Source organism: Amycolatopsis sp. VS8301801F10 (genome assembly GCF_046195355.1).
Classification (GTDB): Bacteria; Actinomycetota; Actinomycetes; order Mycobacteriales; family Pseudonocardiaceae; genus Amycolatopsis.
Map to the genome: position 1 here is coordinate 5,474,306 of NZ_CP176065.1, position 16,824 is coordinate 5,491,129.

Sequence of the window (16,824 nt, forward strand, 5' to 3'; positions counted from 1 at the left end):
CGTTCCGTATAGTTACCGGAGCAACGTTCCGTTTGCTCATGATGCCAGACCGGGCCGCCGGCCACCACCTCCGCGCGCCCGGACGGCGAAAGAAGGTATTTCCCATGTCCGCAGTACTCCCTGCGATCGTCTCGGTGAAGCCGGTGCGGCTCGACGCGCCGGGCCGCGGCGAGGACCTGCTGGTCCGCGTGTCCGCCCCAGCCGCCGGAGCGGACCTGCCGGTGCTCGTGTTCTCGCACGGATTCAGCTCGTCCCTCGACGGCTACGCCCCGCTTGCCGACTACTGGGCCGCGCACGGATTCGTTGTCGTGCAACCGACTCACCTCGATTCGCGCACCCGCGCGCTGCCCGCGGAAGACCCGCGCACGCCGAACATCTGGCGGTTGCGGGTCGAAGACCTCCGGTACGTTCTCGACCAACTCGACACCGTCGAAGCGGCGCTGCCCGGGCTGAGCGGCCGGGTTGACCACAGCCGGATCGCCGTCGCCGGCCATTCCTGGGGCGCGCAGTCGGCGAGCATGCTGCTGGGCGCGCGCGTCGTCGAGGCGGACGGCAGCGTGGGCGAGGACCTGTCCGATCCGCGGGTCTCCGTCGGTGTTCTGTTCGCCCTCGCCGGTACCGGCGGCGCGGACCTGTCGCCGTTCGCTGCCGAGCATTTCCCGTTCATGAGCCCGGATTTCTCCGGATTGAAGGCGCCTGCGCTGTTCGTCGCGGGGGACCGGGACGATTCGATGCTGTCGGTGCGCGGCCCGGACTGGTTCACCGACGCGTACCGGCGCAGCCCGGGGGAGAAGAGCCTGCTCACGCTCTTCGGCGCGGAGCACTCGCTCGGCGGCATCACCGGCTACGGGGTCACGGAAACCACCGACGAAAGCCCCGAACGGGTCGCCTTGCAGCAGCGGCTGACCACGGCGTATCTCCGCAGCGCGCTCATTCCCGGCGACGACAGCTGGACGGGGAGCTTCGACAGCCCGCTTGGCCGCGTCGAATCGCACGAGTGAAAGGACTTCCCGCGATGACCACGAAACCTCGGTTCGGCATCATGACCGCGCCGATGCACACCAGTTACGCCTCGCTGCGTCAGGTCTGGCACGAGGCGGACGCGATCCCGGCCATCGAGCACGCCTGGCTGTTCGACCATCTCCTGCCGATCGCGGGAGAGCAGGACGGGCCGATTTTCGAGGGCTGGACGCTGCTTTCCGCCCTCGCCGCGCAAACCGACCGGCTCCGGCTCGGGCTTTTGGTCACCAGCAACCGGTTCCGGCCGCCGGCGATGCTGGCGAAGATCGCCGCGACCGTCGATATCGTGTCCGGCGGACGGCTCGACTTCGGGCTCGGCGTCGGCTCCCGGCCGAGTCACCCGCTGGCTCGCCGGGAGTACGAAGCGCACGGCCTGCCTTTCCTGGAGACCACGGACGCGGTGGGCCGGTTCGCCGAAGCGTGCACGGTGATCCGGAAGGTGTGGACCGAGGACCAGCCGTTCGATTTCGCGGGCGAGCACGTCCAGCTCACCGGCGCGTTCGGCAATCCGAAGCCGGTGCAGCGTCCGCATCCGCCGTTCGTCCTCGGCGGCCGGGCCCGCGCGACGCTGCGCGTGGTCGCCGAGCACGCCGACGTCTGGAACATCCCGGGCGGGGACATCGCGGACGTCGTCGAGCGCAGCGCGATGCTGGACGGGTACTGCGCGGAAATCGGCCGCGACCCGGCGGAGATCACGCGTTCGATTTACCTGCCGGTGTCCTACGACCGGCCCGCTCTCACCCGGACCGCGATCGGCGAGGCGCTCGAAGCCGGATTCGCGCACGTCGTGCTCGGGCTGCCCGCGCCGTATCCGGCCGGGGCCGCGCAGTGGGTCGCGGACGAGCTGATCGCCAAGGCCGGGTAGGCGCTTTCTTCGGCGGGCGGCGTTCGCCGATCTTCGCGACGTTCTTCAGCAGCTCCGCGTCCGGCCAGGCGACGTCCCCGCGGAAATCGCCGGGCGCGAGCCGCTTCAGGTGCGAAGCCCCCGCCTTCCGGTGGTCGACCGGAGGGGATCCGCCGTGCCAAGATGACGCGCCTGAACGAGAAGGGGGCTCGGCAGTGGTGCTTGAGCAGGAAGCGAACCCGGCGGGGCGCGTGCGGCGGGTGGCGCTCGCCAGCGCGATCGGCACGACCATCGAATGGTATGATTATTTCGCCTACAGCACCGCAACCGCGTTGGTATTCAACAAGCTCTTCTTCCCGTCGCTGTCCCCGGCGTCCGGCACGCTCGCCGCGTTCGCGACGCTCGGGGTCGGGTTCGTCGCGCGGCCGCTGGGCGGGATCGTCTGGGGCCACTTCGGCGACCGCGTGGGGCGCAAGGCCATGCTGGTCGCCTCGCTGGTGCTGATGGGCCTCGCGACCGCGGGCGTCGGCGCGTTGCCGACCTACCACCAGGCCGGGGTGATCGCCCCGGTGCTGCTCGTCGTTCTCCGCGTGCTGCAAGGGATTTCGGCCGGCGGCGAATGGGGCGGCGCGGCGCTGATGGCGGTCGAGCACGCGCCGGAGGGCAAACGCGGCCGGTACGGCTCCTTCTCGCAGATCGGCGTCCCGGCCGGGCTGATCCTGGCGCAGCTGGTGTTCTTCCTGGTGAACAGCTCGCTGCCGGCGGAGGATTTCCGGTCGTGGGGCTGGCGGATCCCGTTCCTGGTCAGCCTCGTGCTGGTGGGGGTCGGCCTGGTGATCCGGCTGCGCGTGGAGGAAAGCCCGGTCTTCGCGAAGCTGCGCAGCACCGGCGCGCGCAGCAAGCTGCCGATCGTGGAGGTGCTGCGCGCGCGGCCGAAGCAGGTGCTCGCGGCGGCGGTCAGCTTCATCGCGAACACGGCGCTGGGCTACATCTTCTTCGCCTACCTGCTGTCGTACGGCACCGCGGTGCTGAAGCTGTCCAGCACGACGATGCTGGTCGTGGTGATCGTCGGCAGCGTGGTGTGGCTGGCGAGCATCGTCGCGGCGGCGATCTGGTCGGACTCGGTCGGGCGGAAACCGGTCTACCTGGCGGGTTCCGTGCTGCTGGTCGTCTGGTCGATCCCGTTCTTCCTGCTCGTGGACACCGCTCAGCCGTGGCTGCTGATCGTCGCGGTGGTGGTGCTCAACATCGGTCTCGGCGCGACGTACGGCCCGCAGTCGGCGCTGTTCTCGGAGCTGTTCGAATCCCGGTTCCGCTACAGCGGTTCGTCGTTCGCCTACGCCGTGGGCGCGGTGCTGGGCGGCGGGTTCGCCCCGCTGATCGCGGCGTCGCTGCAGAGTTCGACCGGGACGTCGTTGTCGGTGTCGCTCTACATGGTGGGCGTCGGCGTGCTCAGTCTCCTTGCCGTGCTGACGTTCCCGCGCAAGCCGCTGGTGCCGGTCATAGCAGAGTGAGCGGCACCGCGTCGGCCATCCGCTGGTATCCGGCGTCGTTCGGGTGCAGGTGGTCGCCGGAGTCGTAGGCGGGAAGCATCGCGAGCGGATCGGCCGGATCGCGGAGGGCGGCGTCGAAGTCGACGACGCCGTCGTAGACCCCGCTGGTCCGGATGAACGCGTTCACCGCCTGGCGGGTCTTCTCCAGCGTCGGGTCGTAGACCTTCCAGCCCTTGAACGGCGTCAGCGTGCCGCCGATGACGCGGATGCCCCGCGCCTTGGCCTGCGCGACGATCTGCCGCAGCGCGGAGACGAGCATCGCCGGGTCGGTCTGGTGCGGGTTCTGCTGGATGTCGTTGATGCCTTCGAGCACGATCAGGGTGCGGACGTCGCCGCTGGTCAGCACGTCGTCGGCGAGCCGGGCGAGCGCGTTGCGGCCGGAGGTGACGCCGTCGAGCAGCAGCCGGTTGCCGCTGATCCCGGCGTTGAGCACGCCGAGCCGTCCGTGCAGCCGGTCGCTGAGCCGGTCCGGCCAGCGGCGGTTCGCGCCCGGCGTGGAGCGCGCGCCGTCGGTGATCGAATCGCCGAGCGTCACGACGGTGCCGCGCGCGGGGCCGCGTACGTCGACTTCGCTGACGTAGTGCCACACCGCGGTTTGCTCGGTGAACGACGCGCCGGATTCCTCGCCCGCGAAGTCCCCGGCGCGAGTGAAGAACGACGTCTGCTGGGCGAGCGGATGGTAGGTGACCGGGCCGGACGGCGTCGGCACGTAGGTGGTCACCAGGAGGTCGGCGTCGGCCGGAACCCGCAGCCACGCCGGGTCGCTCAGCACCTCGGCGCCGGGCGGAACGACCACAGTGGACTGTCCGCCGAAGGTCAGCGTGCGCATCGTGCCGCTTGCCGCGCGCGGTCCGTCGGCGGCGACGGCGAGCGTCACGTGGCCGAAGGCGAGCGGCGCGGTGCCGAAGGTGTTGGAAAGCCTTACCCTGGCCTGGTTTCCGCCCGCGCTGGTGTGCACGACGTTGCGGATCGAGTAGTTCGGATACCCCTGCGGCGTGTTCGCCACCGCGGCCGCGGGCGCCGCCTCCCACGTGCCGACCCAGCCGTGCGCGGCCAGGTCGCCCTCGGCGCTGCCGGACGCGGTGACCGCGCCCAGCGTGAGCACGGCGGCCGTGCCCAGAGTCAGGATCCGTTTCATGGAGACACTGTGCGCGCGTCGAAGCGGCACGGCATCCGCGGTCCCGGTCATCGGGTCGACAGAAAACCGGACAGATTCTGCCGCCGGACGGGGGATGCGACGGTGGTGGACCCGCCGGAAGGGGTTCACCATAGAGTGATGACAGAATCACAGTGGGTATCGCTATCCGGAAGCCTGCGTCCCGCGCTCGCCGAGGCCGAGGTGCTCGGCCCGCTCGACGCGGACGCCACCGTCACCGCGACCGTCGTGCTGCGCCGGCGCGCCGAACTGGATGTGGCCGCCTTGGGCGAGCCGCTCGCCCCGGAGGAGTTCGCCGATCGCTACGGGGCCGCCGCCGACGACCTCGACCTGGTGCGCACCGTGCTCACCGACGCCGGGCTCACCGTCACCGACGTGCACGCGGGATCGCGCCGCGTCTCGGTCCGGGGCCCGGCGCGGGCGATGACGGCCGCGTTCAAGACCGAACTGAACCGGGTCCGCCACGGCGAGACCGGCGAATTCGCCGCGCGCAGCGGGGAACTGGAAGTGCCCGCCTCGCTCGGCGACGTCGTGGTCGCCGTGCTCGGCCTCGACGAACGGCCGCAGGCGCGGGCCCTGTTCCGGATGCACGAGGAAGCGGCCGGCCAGGGTTATCCGCCCAACCAGGTCGGGCAGCTGTACGGGTTCCCGGCCGACACCGACGGCAGCGGGCAGACCGTCGCGGTGATCGAACTCGGCGGCGGGTACAAGCCGGAGGACCTCAAGAACTACTTCGCCGGCTTGAAGCTCGCCGAACCGAAAGTGACCGCCGTCGGAGTGGACGGCGGCAAGAACGCGCCGACCGGCGACCCGAATTCGGCCGACGGGGAAGTGCTGCTCGACATCGAGGTGATCGGCGCGCTCGCGCCCGGAGCCGCGCAAGTCGTGTACTTCGCGCCGAACACCGACCAGGGTTTCCTGGACGCGGTGAGCACCGCGGTGCACGCGACGCCGACGCCGGTCGCGGTCAGCATCAGCTGGGGCCAGTCGGAGGACCAGTGGACGCCGCAGGCCCGCAGCGCGATGGACCAGGCGTTCGCCGACGCCGCGGCGCTCGGCGTGACGGTGTGCTGCGCGTCCGGCGACAACGGCAGCGCCGACGGGCAGACCGACGGCGCCCAGCACGTCGATTTCCCCGCGTCGAGCCCGCACGCACTGGCCTGCGGCGGCACCAGGCTCGACGGCACCCCACCGTCCACAGTGAACTCCGAGACCGTCTGGAACACCTCCGGCGGCGGCTCGACCGGCGGCGGCGTGAGCGACGCTTTCCCGGTGCCGGACTACCAGCAGTCCGCCGGAGTGCCCGCCCGGGCCGGGGACGGAAAGCCTGGACGCGGCGTCCCGGACGTGGCGGGGAACGCGGACCCGGCGACGGGGTACCAGGTGCTGGTCGACGGACAGCAGATCGTCGTCGGCGGAACGAGCGCGGTCTCGCCGCTGTGGGCGGCGTTGCTGGCGAGGCTGGCGCAGCCGGCCGGACGCGGATTCGGGCTGGTGCACAGCAAGCTGTACGCGGGGGCCGGCGCGGGCAAGGCGCAGCCGGGATTCCGCGACATCACCGAAGGTAGCAACGGCGCGTACTCGGCGGCGGCGGGATGGGACGCGTGCACCGGGCTGGGGGTTCCGGACGGGGCGGCGCTGCGGAAAGTTCTGGGCGGTGAAGCGTCCTGAGTGGACAGTCGGGAAGCGTCGGCCGCTACTGGCTGTCGCGGTCGAGGAGTTCGATGATCCAGCCGAGCGAGGCGTTCGCCGAGGCGAAGCCCTGCCGCATCTCCTCTCGGAGGTCGACCTGGTCTTCGCGGAGTGTGCCCGCAGCTCGGCACGGATCTCCGCGCGGTCGCTCGGGCCTTCATCGGGCATGCCGCCGATACGACGAGTCCGGCACCGGCGGCACGCCGAGGACCGGGTAGGCGGTCCGTTACGCCGGTGCGGCACCCGCCGAGGCCGGCGGGTTCAGTCGACAACGGCGGGGGTGCGAGCGTCTCGCTGCGGCAGTCGGTCCCGATGGAGCCGGGCGGCCTGGGCCAGCCGGCTCCGGTCGGGACCTTCGCGGCGGAGGCGGACCGCTGACGGCCGGTTCAGCCTGCCTGGCCGATGTTCACCATCCAGGAGATGCCGAACCGGTCGGTGCAGGCGCCGAATTCGTCGCCCCACATCTGCTTTGCCAGCGGGACCGTCACGGTTCCGCCGTCGGACAGCTTTTCCCAGCAGCGGCGCAGCAGGTCGCCGTCGTCGCCGCTGAGGCTGACCGAGATGTTCGTGCCCGGCTTGTGCTCCACGCCGGGCGGCACGTCGGAGGCCATGAGCGTGAACCCGTGGTCGCCCTCCAGCGTCGCGTGCATGACGTTGTCCGCGTTGCCGGCTTCCGCGGGTGCGCCGGCCTCCCCGTAGGTGTTCAGCGCGAGGTTCCCGCCGAACAGTTCGTGGTAGTACTCCATCGCCTCGCGCGCGTTGCCCGCGAAGCTGAGATACGGGTTGAGCTTCGAAGCCATCGGGCCCTCCTCAGTGCTGGACGGACTCGCATCGTCGCAGCTCTGAGGGGGTGCGGCAAACGGGCCCGCGCCCGGTCGGGCGACCCCCGTCGCGGGCATCCTTACGGGTCGCCGGTGAGCTTGTCGCGCAGCTGCTCCAGCGTCTGCGACAGCAGCCGGGACACGTGCATCTGGGAGATCCCGACCTGCTCGGCGATCTGGGTCTGGGTGAGACCGCCGAAGAACCGCATCACCAGGATCGCGCGCTCCCGCTTGGGCAATTCGCGCAGCAGCGGCTGCAGGGCCTCGTGGTTCTCGATGTGCTCGAGTTCCGGGTCGTCGCTGCCGAGCGTGTCGGCGAGCAGCAGCGGTTCGGCGTCGTCGTGCACCGGCTTGTCCACCGACAGCGTCTGGTACGCGTGGCCCGCGACCAGCCCCTCGTGCACCTCGGAAAGCTCGAGGCCGAGGTGCTCGGCGAGTTCGGTGGGCGTCGGCGCGCGGCCGAGCGTCTGCGACAGGGTCGCCGAGCCGCGGCTGAGCGCGAGGTGCAGTTCCTTGAGCCGCCGCGGCACGCGGACCGACCAGCCGGTGTCGCGGAAGTACCGGCGGATCTCGCCCATGATCGTCGGCACGGCGAAGGACAGGAAGTCCGGGCCGCGGTCGGGGGTGAACCGGTCGATCGCGTTGATCAGCCCGATCCGGGCGACCTGGACGAGGTCCTCGCGGGGTTCGCCGCGGCCGGTGAACCGCGTGGCGATGTGCTCGGCGACCGGCAGGAATTCGGTGACGAGCCGTTCCCGCAGCCGCGGCCGCCGCTCGTCGTCGGCGGGCAGCGCGGCCAGCTCCTCGAACAGCGGCGCGGTGTGCGCGTATTCGTCGCGGTGGCGGGTGACGGGCTGCTGGTTCACCCGCTCCCCTCCCGGTGCAAGTCGAGGTCGAGAGTCAGCGCGTAGCCGTCTTCGGCGGGGTCGGGCACGCTGCGCGCCGACACGTTCGCCGCCAGCGTGGTCAGGACGTGCCAGCCGAAACTGCGCTCGCTCGGCGGCTCGGGATGGCGGGTCCGGGTCTTGACGGTGAACCGGATCCCCTCGGGGGAAACGGTGAACTGGCAGGTCATCGCCGCCCCGGGGGCGGCGGTCGAAACCACCTGGGCGCACGCCTCGTCGACGGCCATCTTGGCGTCGGCGATCGCGTCCAGCCCGTAGTCGGCCCGCGCGGCGACTGCCTGCGCGAGCATGCGGACAAGCGGGATCTGGTAGGTCTCCGCCGGAAGCCGCAGCTCGATCACCTCGTCGAGCAAACGGTCCACGGCTGGCATGCCGCCGCTGGCGCGGCTGCCGGGTCCCTCGTCGTTCATGGCTCCCGCATACCCAGACGGGGCCCGATCGACACGTGCCGCCGCGATCCCGGAGTGTGCGCCGCGGCACGTTTCGGCCGGGGCGGTCCCGGTTCGCCGGGCCCGCTCGGGGCCGCCGGCCCGGAATCCGGCGGCACGCGGGCGGCGATTTCGCGTGACAAACCGCCGGGGGTTGGGTAGTCAGCAGGGAGAACCTTTCGGGAAGCGGGGTGACCCCATGGTGCAGGTGCGAGTGCAGGGGCTGGCCGTGGTGGCGCAGGAGTCGGCGCCGGTCGTGCTGCTGCGCGAGGAATCCGGCTCGCGCCGGTGGCTCGCCATCACCATCGGCGCGCCGGAAGCGCAGGAGCTGGCCGCCGCGCAGGAGCACGTCGTCTCGGCGCGGCCCGGGACGGTGGAGCTGATCATCGAGGTGCTGGCGGCGCTGGGCCAGCGCGTGGAACGGGTCGAGATCACCCAGTTGCTGGACAGCATCTTCCACGCGGACCTCGTCCTGTCCGGCGGCGTGCGGGTCTCGGCGCGCCCGAGCGACGCGCTCGCGATCGGCCTGCGGACCCACGCTCCGCTGGAAGTCGCGGAGGCGGTGCTCGACGAGGCGGCGGTGGACGTGACGGTGGCGGCGGGCGACGAAACCGCCCTCGGCGCGGCGCTCGACGCGGCCGCCGACCTGGAAGAACCGGCCGAGGCGGCCGAGGACGAGATCCGCCGCTTCCGGGACCTGCTGGACGACGTGAGCCCGGAGGACTTCCGCGACCCGGACGCCTGAGCGTGCTGCTTCGCCCTGTTCCGGCGGTGATCCCCGCGGGTCGCGCGAGATGCCTCGCTTTCGGCGAACGGCACGCGCCGGACTCCGCCGTCGTGGTCTTGCCGACCGGGAGGAGACCCGCGTCGGCGAACCGCCGCCCGGTCCGTTCGCCCGGTGTGTCCTGAGTGGACGGTCAGGCCTTCTCGGCGGGCCGGGGCAGCGGGATCTCGGTGAGCCCCTCGGCGGCTCCGGCGCGGACGCAGTCCAGGGGGAACAGCGAGAACAGCCGCCGGACCGTGGGCGCGGCGCCCGGGTCGACGTAGAAATCCTTGTCCGCTCCGGCGGCCAGCAGTTTCAGCCGGATCAGGACGCGCAGGCCCGCGACGCCGAGGAAGGTCGTGCGGCGCAGGTCGACGATGACCAGTCCGACGGTGCTGCGCAGCCGCGCCTCGACGACCTCCGCCAGCCGCGGCGCGGTGGCCAGGTCGATTTCCCCGGCGACCTCGACGAGGGCGGTCCCCGGGGCGGGATGGCGGACGCGCAGGCGGAGCATCCCCGCCGGGTCCGGCGACGGCAGTGCGGTCTGGCGGGCAATGTGCGCGGCGATCATCACGGGACTCTCTGTGGGCCGCGCACAGGGCTGCGGCGGAATGCCGGACCGGCCGGGCACCGGGCATCCCGGCGCGCGGGACGGATCACGGTGGCTGGAGGCTCAACCGCCCTCCACCGTAGCTCTCCTCCGCCGCGCTGGGAAGCCGCCGATGGGGGAGGACCGGATTTCCGGACGGGGCCGAGGGTTGTTGAATGATCAGGCAACCCGGGGGGAGGGCGCGGCGGAGTGCGCGGAAAACGGTGGTGGGGAAGGGAATCCGGCTGGGGCGGGGAGTTCTTTGCTGACGGGCGGCGGAGGTTGGGGTGCTGCGGTGGCTGGGTGAGGTTTTTCTTGGGCGTGGGTGAGGAATTTCTTGCCACTGCTTAGGGAGCTGCCTGGCGACGACCGACGGAATCTGACCCCTCGCGGACCTTCGCGGGAGCGCGGCCGTGCAGCCCGCACTGGCGAGCGTCGGGACGGCGAGGGTCGCCGCGCTGATCGGTTCGGCCGGGGCAGGCGGGGGAGCGGTCGGTGGATGCCCGTGGTCGATAGTGGTTGATCGTTCGGTGGCGGTCTGGCTCGCAGGGCGGAGGCTTGCGCGCGACGGCGGGTGTGTGGTGTTGGCGTGGATCGGCGGTGGTGGCGGTTTGGGCTGGCGGGGCGGGGGCTTGGGCGCGACGGCGGGCGGGCGGCGTTGGCGTGGATCGGCGGTGGTGGCGGTCTGCCTTGCTGAAGGCAGGTTTTCGGTGCGGCAGCCGGTTGCGTGGTTGCCTCGGTTCGGGGGTGCGAACCCTCCGGGCACGCCGGGCCGCGTTCTAGGCGTGCGGTGTCCTCAGCGGCGTCGACCGGCGCGGCCTAGGCGTGGTGGGAGGCGGATCGCAGCGGGGCGGCGGCAGACTGCCGCACCGACGCCCCGGACGGCAACAGGTGCTGCCAGGGAGCGGTCGGAGTCCCCGCCGCGCGAAGCCCCGCGAACAGCGCGATCACCCCCCGATCCGGGGCGGTCCGGCGTCCACGACAGCCAGCGACAGCTCCAGCGGGTCGAAGTGGATCAGCGATTCCATCCACCACGTCATCCCCGCCTCCGCGAGTGCCGCGAGGTCCACCGTGGCCGGGTCGTCCCACGCGGGGCTCGCGTTGCCGGAGACCGCGACGTCGTACCGGCGGTCCGGCGGCCGGACTCGAGCCACCAGGCTCGCCAACGCCTCCGGCGACGGCGGCCGCGGGCCCGGGTTCGGGAAGATCCCGTCGCTTCCCGCGGCGCGGCGCAGGACCCGTTCGTGGCCGGTGGTGCTGGCCGTCCACACCGGAATCGGGTACGGCTCCGGGGCGGCGGCTTCCAGGTTCGCCTCGTAGTGCCGCCCTTCGTGCCGCACCTGCGTCCCGGCCCACATCGCGCGGACGATCTCCAGCGCCTCGTCGGTCCGCGACGACAACTCGGCGGGCGAGGACGGATCTCCGAACCGGCTGAAGTCGCCCGTTTCGTCGGAGCCGAGGCCGGTTCCCAGGATCAACCGGCCTCGGGACAGGCGCGCGACGGTGGCGGCCTGGCGCGCGAGCACCCACGGACGGCGGCGGCTCGGCGGGGTGACCATCGGGCCCAGCAGCACCTTGCCGGTCGCCTGGGCGATCGCGGCGAGAGCGGTCCAGGGGTCGGCGATCGGCGGCATCGCGGGCACTACGTGGTCCCACAGGAACACGCCGTCCCAGCCGGCGGCTTCGGCCCGGACCGCCAGCTCGACCAGCACGGCCGGGTCGCCGAACGGGCCGAAAGGCGGCAGGTACAGGCCATGGCGGACGCGGTCGGTCATCGAAGATCCCCCTCCGGATCGGTCGAACCCGACCGTATCGGGAGGCACCGACAAAAACCGGGCGGAGATCTTCTGCCGGGCTAGGCCGTTCGGCCGTTGCCGGGTCACCGGACCCTAGGTTACGGTGACCTATGTGTGGATCGACGTGCTCCTGCTCGCGAAGCTCGCCGAGCGCCCGTGGCACGGTTACGAACTGCGCAAGCAGGTCGAGGAATCCAGCGGCCGCGCGCTGTCGAACAATTCGCTGTACCCGGCGCTGCGCCGGTTCGCCGAGGCGGGCGCGGTGACCCGGACCGCCGAACCGCAGGAAGGGCGGCCGCCGCGGCACGTCTACACGATCACCGACGTGGGGCGGGAGCTGCTGCACGATCTGCTCGCCGACCTGCCGCCGGAGCTGGCCGGGGACCCGGCCGAGTTCCTGGCGCGGCTCGCCGGGTTCGGCAGGCTCGCGCCGGAGGAACGGCTGCGCGTGCTGGACGCCCGCCAGGCCGCCGTCGCGGCGCAGCGGGACCGGCTGGCCAAGCTCGGCGCGGGGCAGACCGACCCGTGGAGCCGGCTCGTGCTGGCCGAGGTCCAGCGCCGCGCCGAGAACGAACAGGACTGGCTCGCGTCGTTGCGCACGCGGGCGGGCTGACCCGAGGAAGGACCCCGCATGCCGACCCCAACCCAGCTGCCGTTCGCGAGGCCGAACGTCCTGGACATCGCGCCGCTGTACGAAGTGCTGCGCCGCGAAGGCCCGATCGTCCCGGTGACGACCCCGGCGGGCGACCCGGCCTGGCTCGTCACCGCGTACGAACAGGCGCGGGAAGTGTTCGCCGACCCCCGGTTCGGCCGTTCCCACCCGCATCCCGAGGACGCCTCGACGGTCTCCGACGCCGCGGTGCTGAACGGGCCGCAGGGCGATTTCGAGACCGAGCAGGCCGAACACGCCCGGCTGCGCCGCCTGCTGGTCCCGGCGTTCTCGGCGAACCGGATGCGCCGGCTCGGCGGCCGGATCCAGGAACTCGCCGACCGGTGCCTCGACGGGATGGAAGCCGCGGGCTCGCCGGCGAACCTGCACGAGCACCTGTCGTTTCCCTTGCCGGTGCTGGTGATCTGCGAACTGCTCGGCGTCCCGTACGAGGACCGGGAGAAGTTCCGCGCCCTTTCCGACCGCATCGGCGTGCTCGACAGCGGCGGCGACGCCGAGGTCGCGATGACCGAGTTCACCGCATACATGTCCGGCCTCGCCGACGCGAAACGCGCGAACCCGGGCCAGGACGTGGTGTCGGACCTGGTCGCCGCGCAGGCCGAGGACCCGGCGTTCACCGACGACGACCTCGGCAGGCTCGCCGCCGGGCTGCTGTTCGCCGGCCACGAGACCACGTCGAACCGGATCGACCTCGGCGTGCTGTTCCTGCTCACCGACCTCTCCCGCCGCGACGCGCTCGCCGCCGACCCCGAAGGCCGCGTGCACGCCACCGTGGAGGAAATCCTGCGGATGTCCGCGCCGGGCGGGCTCGGCCTGCTCCGGTACGCGCACGAGGACGTGGAGATCGGCGGCGTCCGCATCCCGCGCGGCGACGCGGTGATGATCTCCACCGCCTCGGCCAACCGCGACCCGTCGGTGTTCGCCGACGCGCACGAGTTCGACCCGGACCGCAAACCCAACTCCCACATCGCTTTCGGCTACGGCGGGTACTTCTGCATCGGCGCGAGCCTGGCGCGGACGGAACTGCGCGTGGTGTTCACGACGTTGTTCCGCCGCTTCCCGGATCTCCGGCTGGCCGTTCCGGTCGACGAGCTGGAGGTGCGGGCGAATCGGCTGACGGGCGGGGTTTCGCAGGTTCCGGTCGTGTGGTGAGGTCAGGCTGATTCGATGGTGGCGGTTCCGGTGTTGACGAAGGGATGCGTGGCGCTCACGGTGATGGTGCCGGGGGCGCCGCGCATCGACCGGATCCACACCGCGGCCGCGCCGCCGAGTGCGGCGAAGTCCAGGTAGGGGTCGCCGATCAGCACGCCGGGTCCCGTCACCGAAACAGCCAGCACTCCGCGGGCGTGCGGCCGCGGCGCGCCGTAACGGTCGAGCAAGCGCAGCGCGACCCGCGTGGTGTCCGCGCCGTCGGCGGCGATCTGGTGGTCGTCGGCGGTTACCGCGATCGTGTCGTACGCCGGGTCCGCGCTGAACCGCCGTCGCAGCACCGTTTGCCCGCCGATCCGGCCTTCGATGGCCAGCTCCGGGCGCGCCCGGCCGTTCACCCGCAGATCCAGCGCGAACGGCGGATACGCCAGATGCGGGAACCGCGCGCGATCAGGGCGCACGGTGACCGGGCGCTTGCCCGCGACAGTCACCACCAGCACCTCGCAGTTCGACCAGACGATCGCGTCGCGGCCCGGCCCGCCCGGCGGTGAACCGGGGCCGAAATCCCAGTAGAAAGCCGGTTCGATCACGGGGCCGCGGGACGGATCGCGTTGTGCCCGGTAGAACGCCGCGCCCAGTTTGGGGTTGCGGAAGAAATCCATCACGCCCGGGTATTTCACGCCGCGGTAATGGTGATACCAGCCCGAGGGATAGTCGAAACCGCACCAGCCGAGCAGGCCGCTGTAGCGCGGATCGGACGCGGCGCGGTCGTGCACCCAGGCGTGCAGCATGCTCTGTTCCCGTTGCACCGCAACGGAATCCGTCCGCCGGAAGTACGCCGGGCCGACGAGCGTGCCGATCGCTTCGCTGACCAGGTACGGGACCCCGCGGCGCGGCGGGCGCAGCGGCGGCGGCGAACCCGGCGGGCGCGGGCGGCTGTAGTCGTTGAACGAGAACACCCCGCCGCCCGCTTTCACCGGGTACAGCGGCGAAACGTAACCGCGCTCGCCGGCGACGGCGCCCGTGCACGGCCGCATCGGGTCGAGTTCGGCGGCGAGCTGATCCGTCCTTCCGTACAGCGCGTATTGGCCGAGCGTCTCGTTCACCCGGGTGCCCCAGACGATGATCGACGGATGGTTGCGGTCGCGCACGATCATGTCGTGCACGTCCCGCACCGCCAGCTCCTGCCACGCGGTGTCGCCGACGTGGTCCCAGCCCGGCAGTTCCTCCCACACCAGGACGCCGAGTTCGTCGCAGGCGTCGAGGAACGCCGTCGCCTGCGGGTAATGCGAGCAGCGCACCATCGTGCAGTTCAGGTCTTCTTTCAGCAGCTGAGCGTCCCGGCGCTGCACTCGGTCCGGCATCGCGCCGCCGACGAACGGGTACCACTGGTGCCGGTTGAGCCCGAACAGCTTGCGCGGCCGTCCGTTCAGCCGGAAACCGTCCACAGTGAACTGAGCGGCGCGCAGTCCGGTGCGCACCGGGTAGGTGTGCACTTTCCGGCCGTCGACCGCGAGCGTGACGAGAATGTCGCACAACGCGGGGTCGTCGAGATCCCACAGCCGCACCGCTTCGAGGCCCCGCAGCGACACCGTGACCTGGGTGTCGCCCTTCGGCAGCCCGGTGAGGTCGGTGGAGGAGGACGCGATCTCGGCACCGTCCTGGCTGAGCACGGCGGTGAGCCGGACGGGGCCGCGGACCGCTTTGGCCGAGTCCACCGTGCAATGCAGCAGCACCTCGCGGTCCGGCGTCAGTACGGCGAGCTGCTGTGCGTACACATCGGACAGAAAGGTCTGCGGCACGCCGGTCAGCCGGACTTCCCGGTACATCCCGGCGGGCTGGTAGAAGTCGATGGCGGCCGGGTTCGGGAATTCAGGCAGGTCCGGCGGAGTGTTCTGCTGCCAGCGGCCGTCGACGACCACCGCGAGCACGTTCTCCTTCTCGGCCAGCAGACCGGTGACCTCGCAGCGCAGCGGCAGGTAGCCGCCGCTGCGCGCGGAGACGAGCCGGCCGTTGAGGTACACCGTCGCGGCGCTGAGCACCCCGTCGAACTGCAGGAACGCCCGGTTCCGCCGCAGCTGCGCGGGCGCGGGGAAATGCTGGCGGTACACCCAGAGGTGCTGCCAGTCCGCCGGGTCCCAATCCTGCCAGGACAGCGGAACGACGCAGTGCGGCACCGAAACCGGCGCCATCCCGCTGTCATCGAAGTCCGGCTCGGTGCTGCCCGCCGCGTACGGCCCGAACAGCCAGTCCGCGCCGAACCCGTCCCGCGCCGCCGGGGGCGCGGGACGGGAAAGCGCGGCCGCGAGCGCGCCCGATCCGGCGAGCACCGCGCCGGCCCCGAGCAGGAACGCCCGCCGGTTGGTCATCCCCGCCGACGGGCGGTTCCCGGGCAGGGCGCGGAAAAATCGCCGGGAAACGTCGACGCCTCCATGGGCGCGAGCTTACTTCCGGTGCTGTTCGGAAAGGGTCAGCAGAGGTCGGCGAGCCGGTCGACCTGGCCGGGGTCGCTGCCCCAGCAGTAGAGCATCACCTCGTCCGCGCCGAGGTCGCGGTAGGCGCGGATCGCGGCCCGGATCTCGCCGGCCTCGGTGAGCATCCCGCTCACCATCTGCTCGGCCGTTCCGGTGAACGCGTAGTACTCGCCCATCGCCTTTTTCGCCTCGTCGGCGACGGAATCCGGGCCGAGCGCGACGTTCACCTGCGCGACCAGCCGAGGCTCGCCCTCGCGTCCGTGCTCCTGCCAGTCGCGGCGCACCGTGTCGAACAGCCCGCCGGCCCACGACGGGGGAGCGGCGGCGAGCAGCCCGTCGCCCCAGCGCGCGACGCGGGCCAGCGCCTTGGGTTTGAACGCGCCGATCAGCAGCTCCGGGCCGCCTTCGCGGGCCGGAGCGGGGCCGATCGGACCGGCTTCGGGACTGTGCGGTTCGCCGGACCACAGCCGGCACAGGTCGGCGAGCTGCCGGTCGAAGCGGCGGCCGCGGTCGCGCAGCGGGGTGCCGGCGGCGTGGTGGTCGTCCTCGCGGCCGCCGACGCCGAGGCCGAGCACGAACCGGCCGCCGCTCATCCGGTCGAGCGTGGCGGCCTGCTTGGCGAGCAGCGCGGTCTCGCGCAGCGGCGCGAGCAGGACCTCGGTCTGCAGCCGGACGCGGGTGGTCGCGCCGGCCAGCACGGCGAGCGCGGTGAGCGGTTCGGGATTGTCGTAGACGAGGCGGTCGAGCAGCCCGAGCGTGCGGAACGGGCCGGCGTCCGCGCGCCGCGCCCACTCGAGCAGGGCGGCGGGGTCGCTGATGGGCAGGCCAATGCCGAGGGACATCGGAGAACCTCCGGTAAAACTGGGTCGACAATTACAGGGTTGCCGCCCGCTCCTGGGCCTGGGAGTGCGTGCAGGCTGGCCGGTCCGCTCTGCGGCGTGCTTCCGGGGACCGATCCGTCGGA

General features: G+C 71.9%; 15 protein-coding genes. 7 read left to right on the plus strand and 8 right to left on the minus strand.

Going from position 1 to position 16,824, the window contains the following annotated elements:
* Positions 1–104: 104 nt before the first annotated feature.
* The 3 genes from F9C11_RS25865 (at position 105) to F9C11_RS25875 (ending at position 3,378) form a co-directional block, all read left to right on the plus strand.
* Positions 105–1,001 carry an alpha/beta hydrolase family protein gene (locus tag F9C11_RS25865; RefSeq protein ID WP_409179942.1) on the plus strand — a complete coding sequence of 299 codons (897 nt, stop codon included), beginning with the start codon at positions 105–107 and terminating at the stop codon, positions 999–1,001.
* Positions 1,002–1,015: 14 nt separating this feature from the next.
* Positions 1,016–1,885, plus strand: a complete 870-nt coding sequence (locus F9C11_RS25870; protein ID WP_409179943.1) for an LLM class flavin-dependent oxidoreductase — start codon at positions 1,016–1,018, stop codon at positions 1,883–1,885.
* A gap of 194 nt (positions 1,886–2,079) precedes the next feature.
* The gene (locus tag F9C11_RS25875) at positions 2,080–3,378 is read left to right on the plus strand and encodes an MFS transporter (RefSeq protein WP_409179944.1); all 1,299 of its coding nucleotides are present in this window, start codon (positions 2,080–2,082) and stop codon (positions 3,376–3,378) included.
* Here F9C11_RS25875 and F9C11_RS25880 read toward each other — a convergent pair.
* Positions 3,365–4,555, minus strand: coding sequence for an SGNH/GDSL hydrolase family protein (locus F9C11_RS25880; protein ID WP_409179945.1), 1,191 nt, complete (start codon positions 4,553–4,555; stop codon positions 3,365–3,367). The genes F9C11_RS25875 and F9C11_RS25880 overlap by 14 nt on opposite strands.
* Positions 4,556–4,693: 138 nt before the next feature.
* On the opposite strand from F9C11_RS25880, the gene F9C11_RS25885 reads away from it, so the two are divergent.
* The gene (locus F9C11_RS25885; RefSeq protein WP_409179946.1) at positions 4,694–6,244 is read left to right on the plus strand and encodes a protease pro-enzyme activation domain-containing protein; all 1,551 of its coding nucleotides are present in this window, start codon (positions 4,694–4,696) and stop codon (positions 6,242–6,244) included.
* Between the two features lie 407 nt (positions 6,245–6,651).
* Here the strand turns inward: F9C11_RS25885 and F9C11_RS25890 are convergent, their stop codons facing one another.
* The 3 genes from F9C11_RS25890 to F9C11_RS25900 all read right to left on the minus strand — a co-directional run bounded on the left by F9C11_RS25890 (position 6,652) and on the right by F9C11_RS25900 (position 8,401).
* Positions 6,652–7,065, minus strand: a complete 414-nt coding sequence (locus tag F9C11_RS25890) for a VOC family protein (protein WP_409179947.1) — start codon at positions 7,063–7,065, stop codon at positions 6,652–6,654.
* A gap of 101 nt (positions 7,066–7,166) precedes the next feature.
* Entirely contained in the window at positions 7,167–7,952 is a 786-nt protein-coding gene (locus F9C11_RS25895) for a SigB/SigF/SigG family RNA polymerase sigma factor (protein ID WP_409179948.1), read from the minus strand.
* Complete coding sequence (locus F9C11_RS25900) at positions 7,949–8,401, minus strand: ATP-binding protein (RefSeq protein WP_409179949.1); 453 nt, start codon at positions 8,399–8,401, stop codon at positions 7,949–7,951. The genes F9C11_RS25895 and F9C11_RS25900 overlap by 4 nt, the downstream gene beginning before the upstream one ends.
* A 217-nt stretch (positions 8,402–8,618) precedes the next feature.
* Here F9C11_RS25900 and F9C11_RS25905 point away from each other — a divergent pair, with 217 nt between their 5' ends.
* Positions 8,619–9,164: a bifunctional nuclease family protein gene (locus F9C11_RS25905; protein ID WP_409179950.1), complete on the plus strand. Its 546-nt coding sequence runs from the start codon at positions 8,619–8,621 to the stop codon at positions 9,162–9,164.
* A 172-nt stretch (positions 9,165–9,336) separates the two neighbouring features.
* Here F9C11_RS25905 and F9C11_RS25910 read toward each other — a convergent pair whose 3' ends face one another.
* Positions 9,337–9,753 (minus strand): STAS domain-containing protein, encoded by a 417-nt coding sequence (locus F9C11_RS25910; RefSeq protein WP_409179951.1) that lies wholly within the window; start codon positions 9,751–9,753, stop codon positions 9,337–9,339.
* 965 nt (positions 9,754–10,718) lie between these two features.
* Complete coding sequence (locus F9C11_RS25915; RefSeq protein ID WP_409179952.1) at positions 10,719–11,546, minus strand: LLM class flavin-dependent oxidoreductase; 828 nt, start codon at positions 11,544–11,546, stop codon at positions 10,719–10,721.
* Positions 11,547–11,670: 124 nt separating this feature from the next.
* Between F9C11_RS25915 and F9C11_RS25920 the strand changes: the two genes are divergently transcribed.
* Both F9C11_RS25920 and F9C11_RS25925 read left to right on the plus strand, forming a co-directional pair.
* On the plus strand, positions 11,671–12,180 hold the full coding sequence (locus tag F9C11_RS25920) for a PadR family transcriptional regulator (RefSeq protein ID WP_409179953.1): 510 nt from the start codon (positions 11,671–11,673) through the stop codon (positions 12,178–12,180).
* An 18-nt stretch (positions 12,181–12,198) separates the two neighbouring features.
* Positions 12,199–13,389 carry a cytochrome P450 gene (locus F9C11_RS25925; RefSeq protein ID WP_409179954.1) on the plus strand — a complete coding sequence of 397 codons (1,191 nt, stop codon included), beginning with the start codon at positions 12,199–12,201 and terminating at the stop codon, positions 13,387–13,389.
* Between the two features lie 2 nt (positions 13,390–13,391).
* On the opposite strand, the gene F9C11_RS25930 is transcribed toward F9C11_RS25925, so the two are convergent.
* A complete protein-coding gene (locus F9C11_RS25930) occupies positions 13,392–15,755 on the minus strand; it encodes a glycoside hydrolase family 2 protein (protein ID WP_409179955.1) in 2,364 nt (787 codons plus the stop codon).
* A gap of 101 nt (positions 15,756–15,856) precedes the next feature.
* Positions 15,857–16,702, minus strand: a complete 846-nt coding sequence (locus F9C11_RS25935; protein WP_409179956.1) for an LLM class flavin-dependent oxidoreductase — start codon at positions 16,700–16,702, stop codon at positions 15,857–15,859.
* Between the last annotated feature and the right edge of the window lie 122 nt (positions 16,703–16,824).

What these genes read in the sequence shown, in the direction of transcription:
- F9C11_RS25865 (WP_409179942.1), top strand. Translation starts at nt 105, where the DNA reads ATGTCCGCAGTACTCCCTGCGATCGTCTCGGTGAAGCCGGTGCGGCTC.
- F9C11_RS25910 (WP_409179951.1), bottom strand. Translation starts at nt 9,753, where the DNA reads ATGATCGCCGCGCACATTGCCCGCCAGACCGCACTGCCGTCGCCGGAC.
- F9C11_RS25935 (WP_409179956.1), bottom strand. Translation starts at nt 16,702, where the DNA reads ATGTCCCTCGGCATTGGCCTGCCCATCAGCGACCCCGCCGCCCTGCTC.
- F9C11_RS25925 (WP_409179954.1), top strand. Translation starts at nt 12,199, where the DNA reads ATGCCGACCCCAACCCAGCTGCCGTTCGCGAGGCCGAACGTCCTGGAC.
- F9C11_RS25885 (WP_409179946.1), top strand. Translation starts at nt 4,694, where the DNA reads ATGACAGAATCACAGTGGGTATCGCTATCCGGAAGCCTGCGTCCCGCG.
- F9C11_RS25900 (WP_409179949.1), bottom strand. Translation starts at nt 8,401, where the DNA reads ATGAACGACGAGGGACCCGGCAGCCGCGCCAGCGGCGGCATGCCAGCC.
- F9C11_RS25905 (WP_409179950.1), top strand. Translation starts at nt 8,619, where the DNA reads ATGGTGCAGGTGCGAGTGCAGGGGCTGGCCGTGGTGGCGCAGGAGTCG.
- F9C11_RS25870 (WP_409179943.1), top strand. Translation starts at nt 1,016, where the DNA reads ATGACCACGAAACCTCGGTTCGGCATCATGACCGCGCCGATGCACACC.
- F9C11_RS25915 (WP_409179952.1), bottom strand. Translation starts at nt 11,546, where the DNA reads ATGACCGACCGCGTCCGCCATGGCCTGTACCTGCCGCCTTTCGGCCCG.
- F9C11_RS25890 (WP_409179947.1), bottom strand. Translation starts at nt 7,065, where the DNA reads ATGGCTTCGAAGCTCAACCCGTATCTCAGCTTCGCGGGCAACGCGCGC.
- F9C11_RS25930 (WP_409179955.1), bottom strand. Translation starts at nt 15,755, where the DNA reads ATGACCAACCGGCGGGCGTTCCTGCTCGGGGCCGGCGCGGTGCTCGCC.
- F9C11_RS25880 (WP_409179945.1), bottom strand. Translation starts at nt 4,555, where the DNA reads ATGAAACGGATCCTGACTCTGGGCACGGCCGCCGTGCTCACGCTGGGC.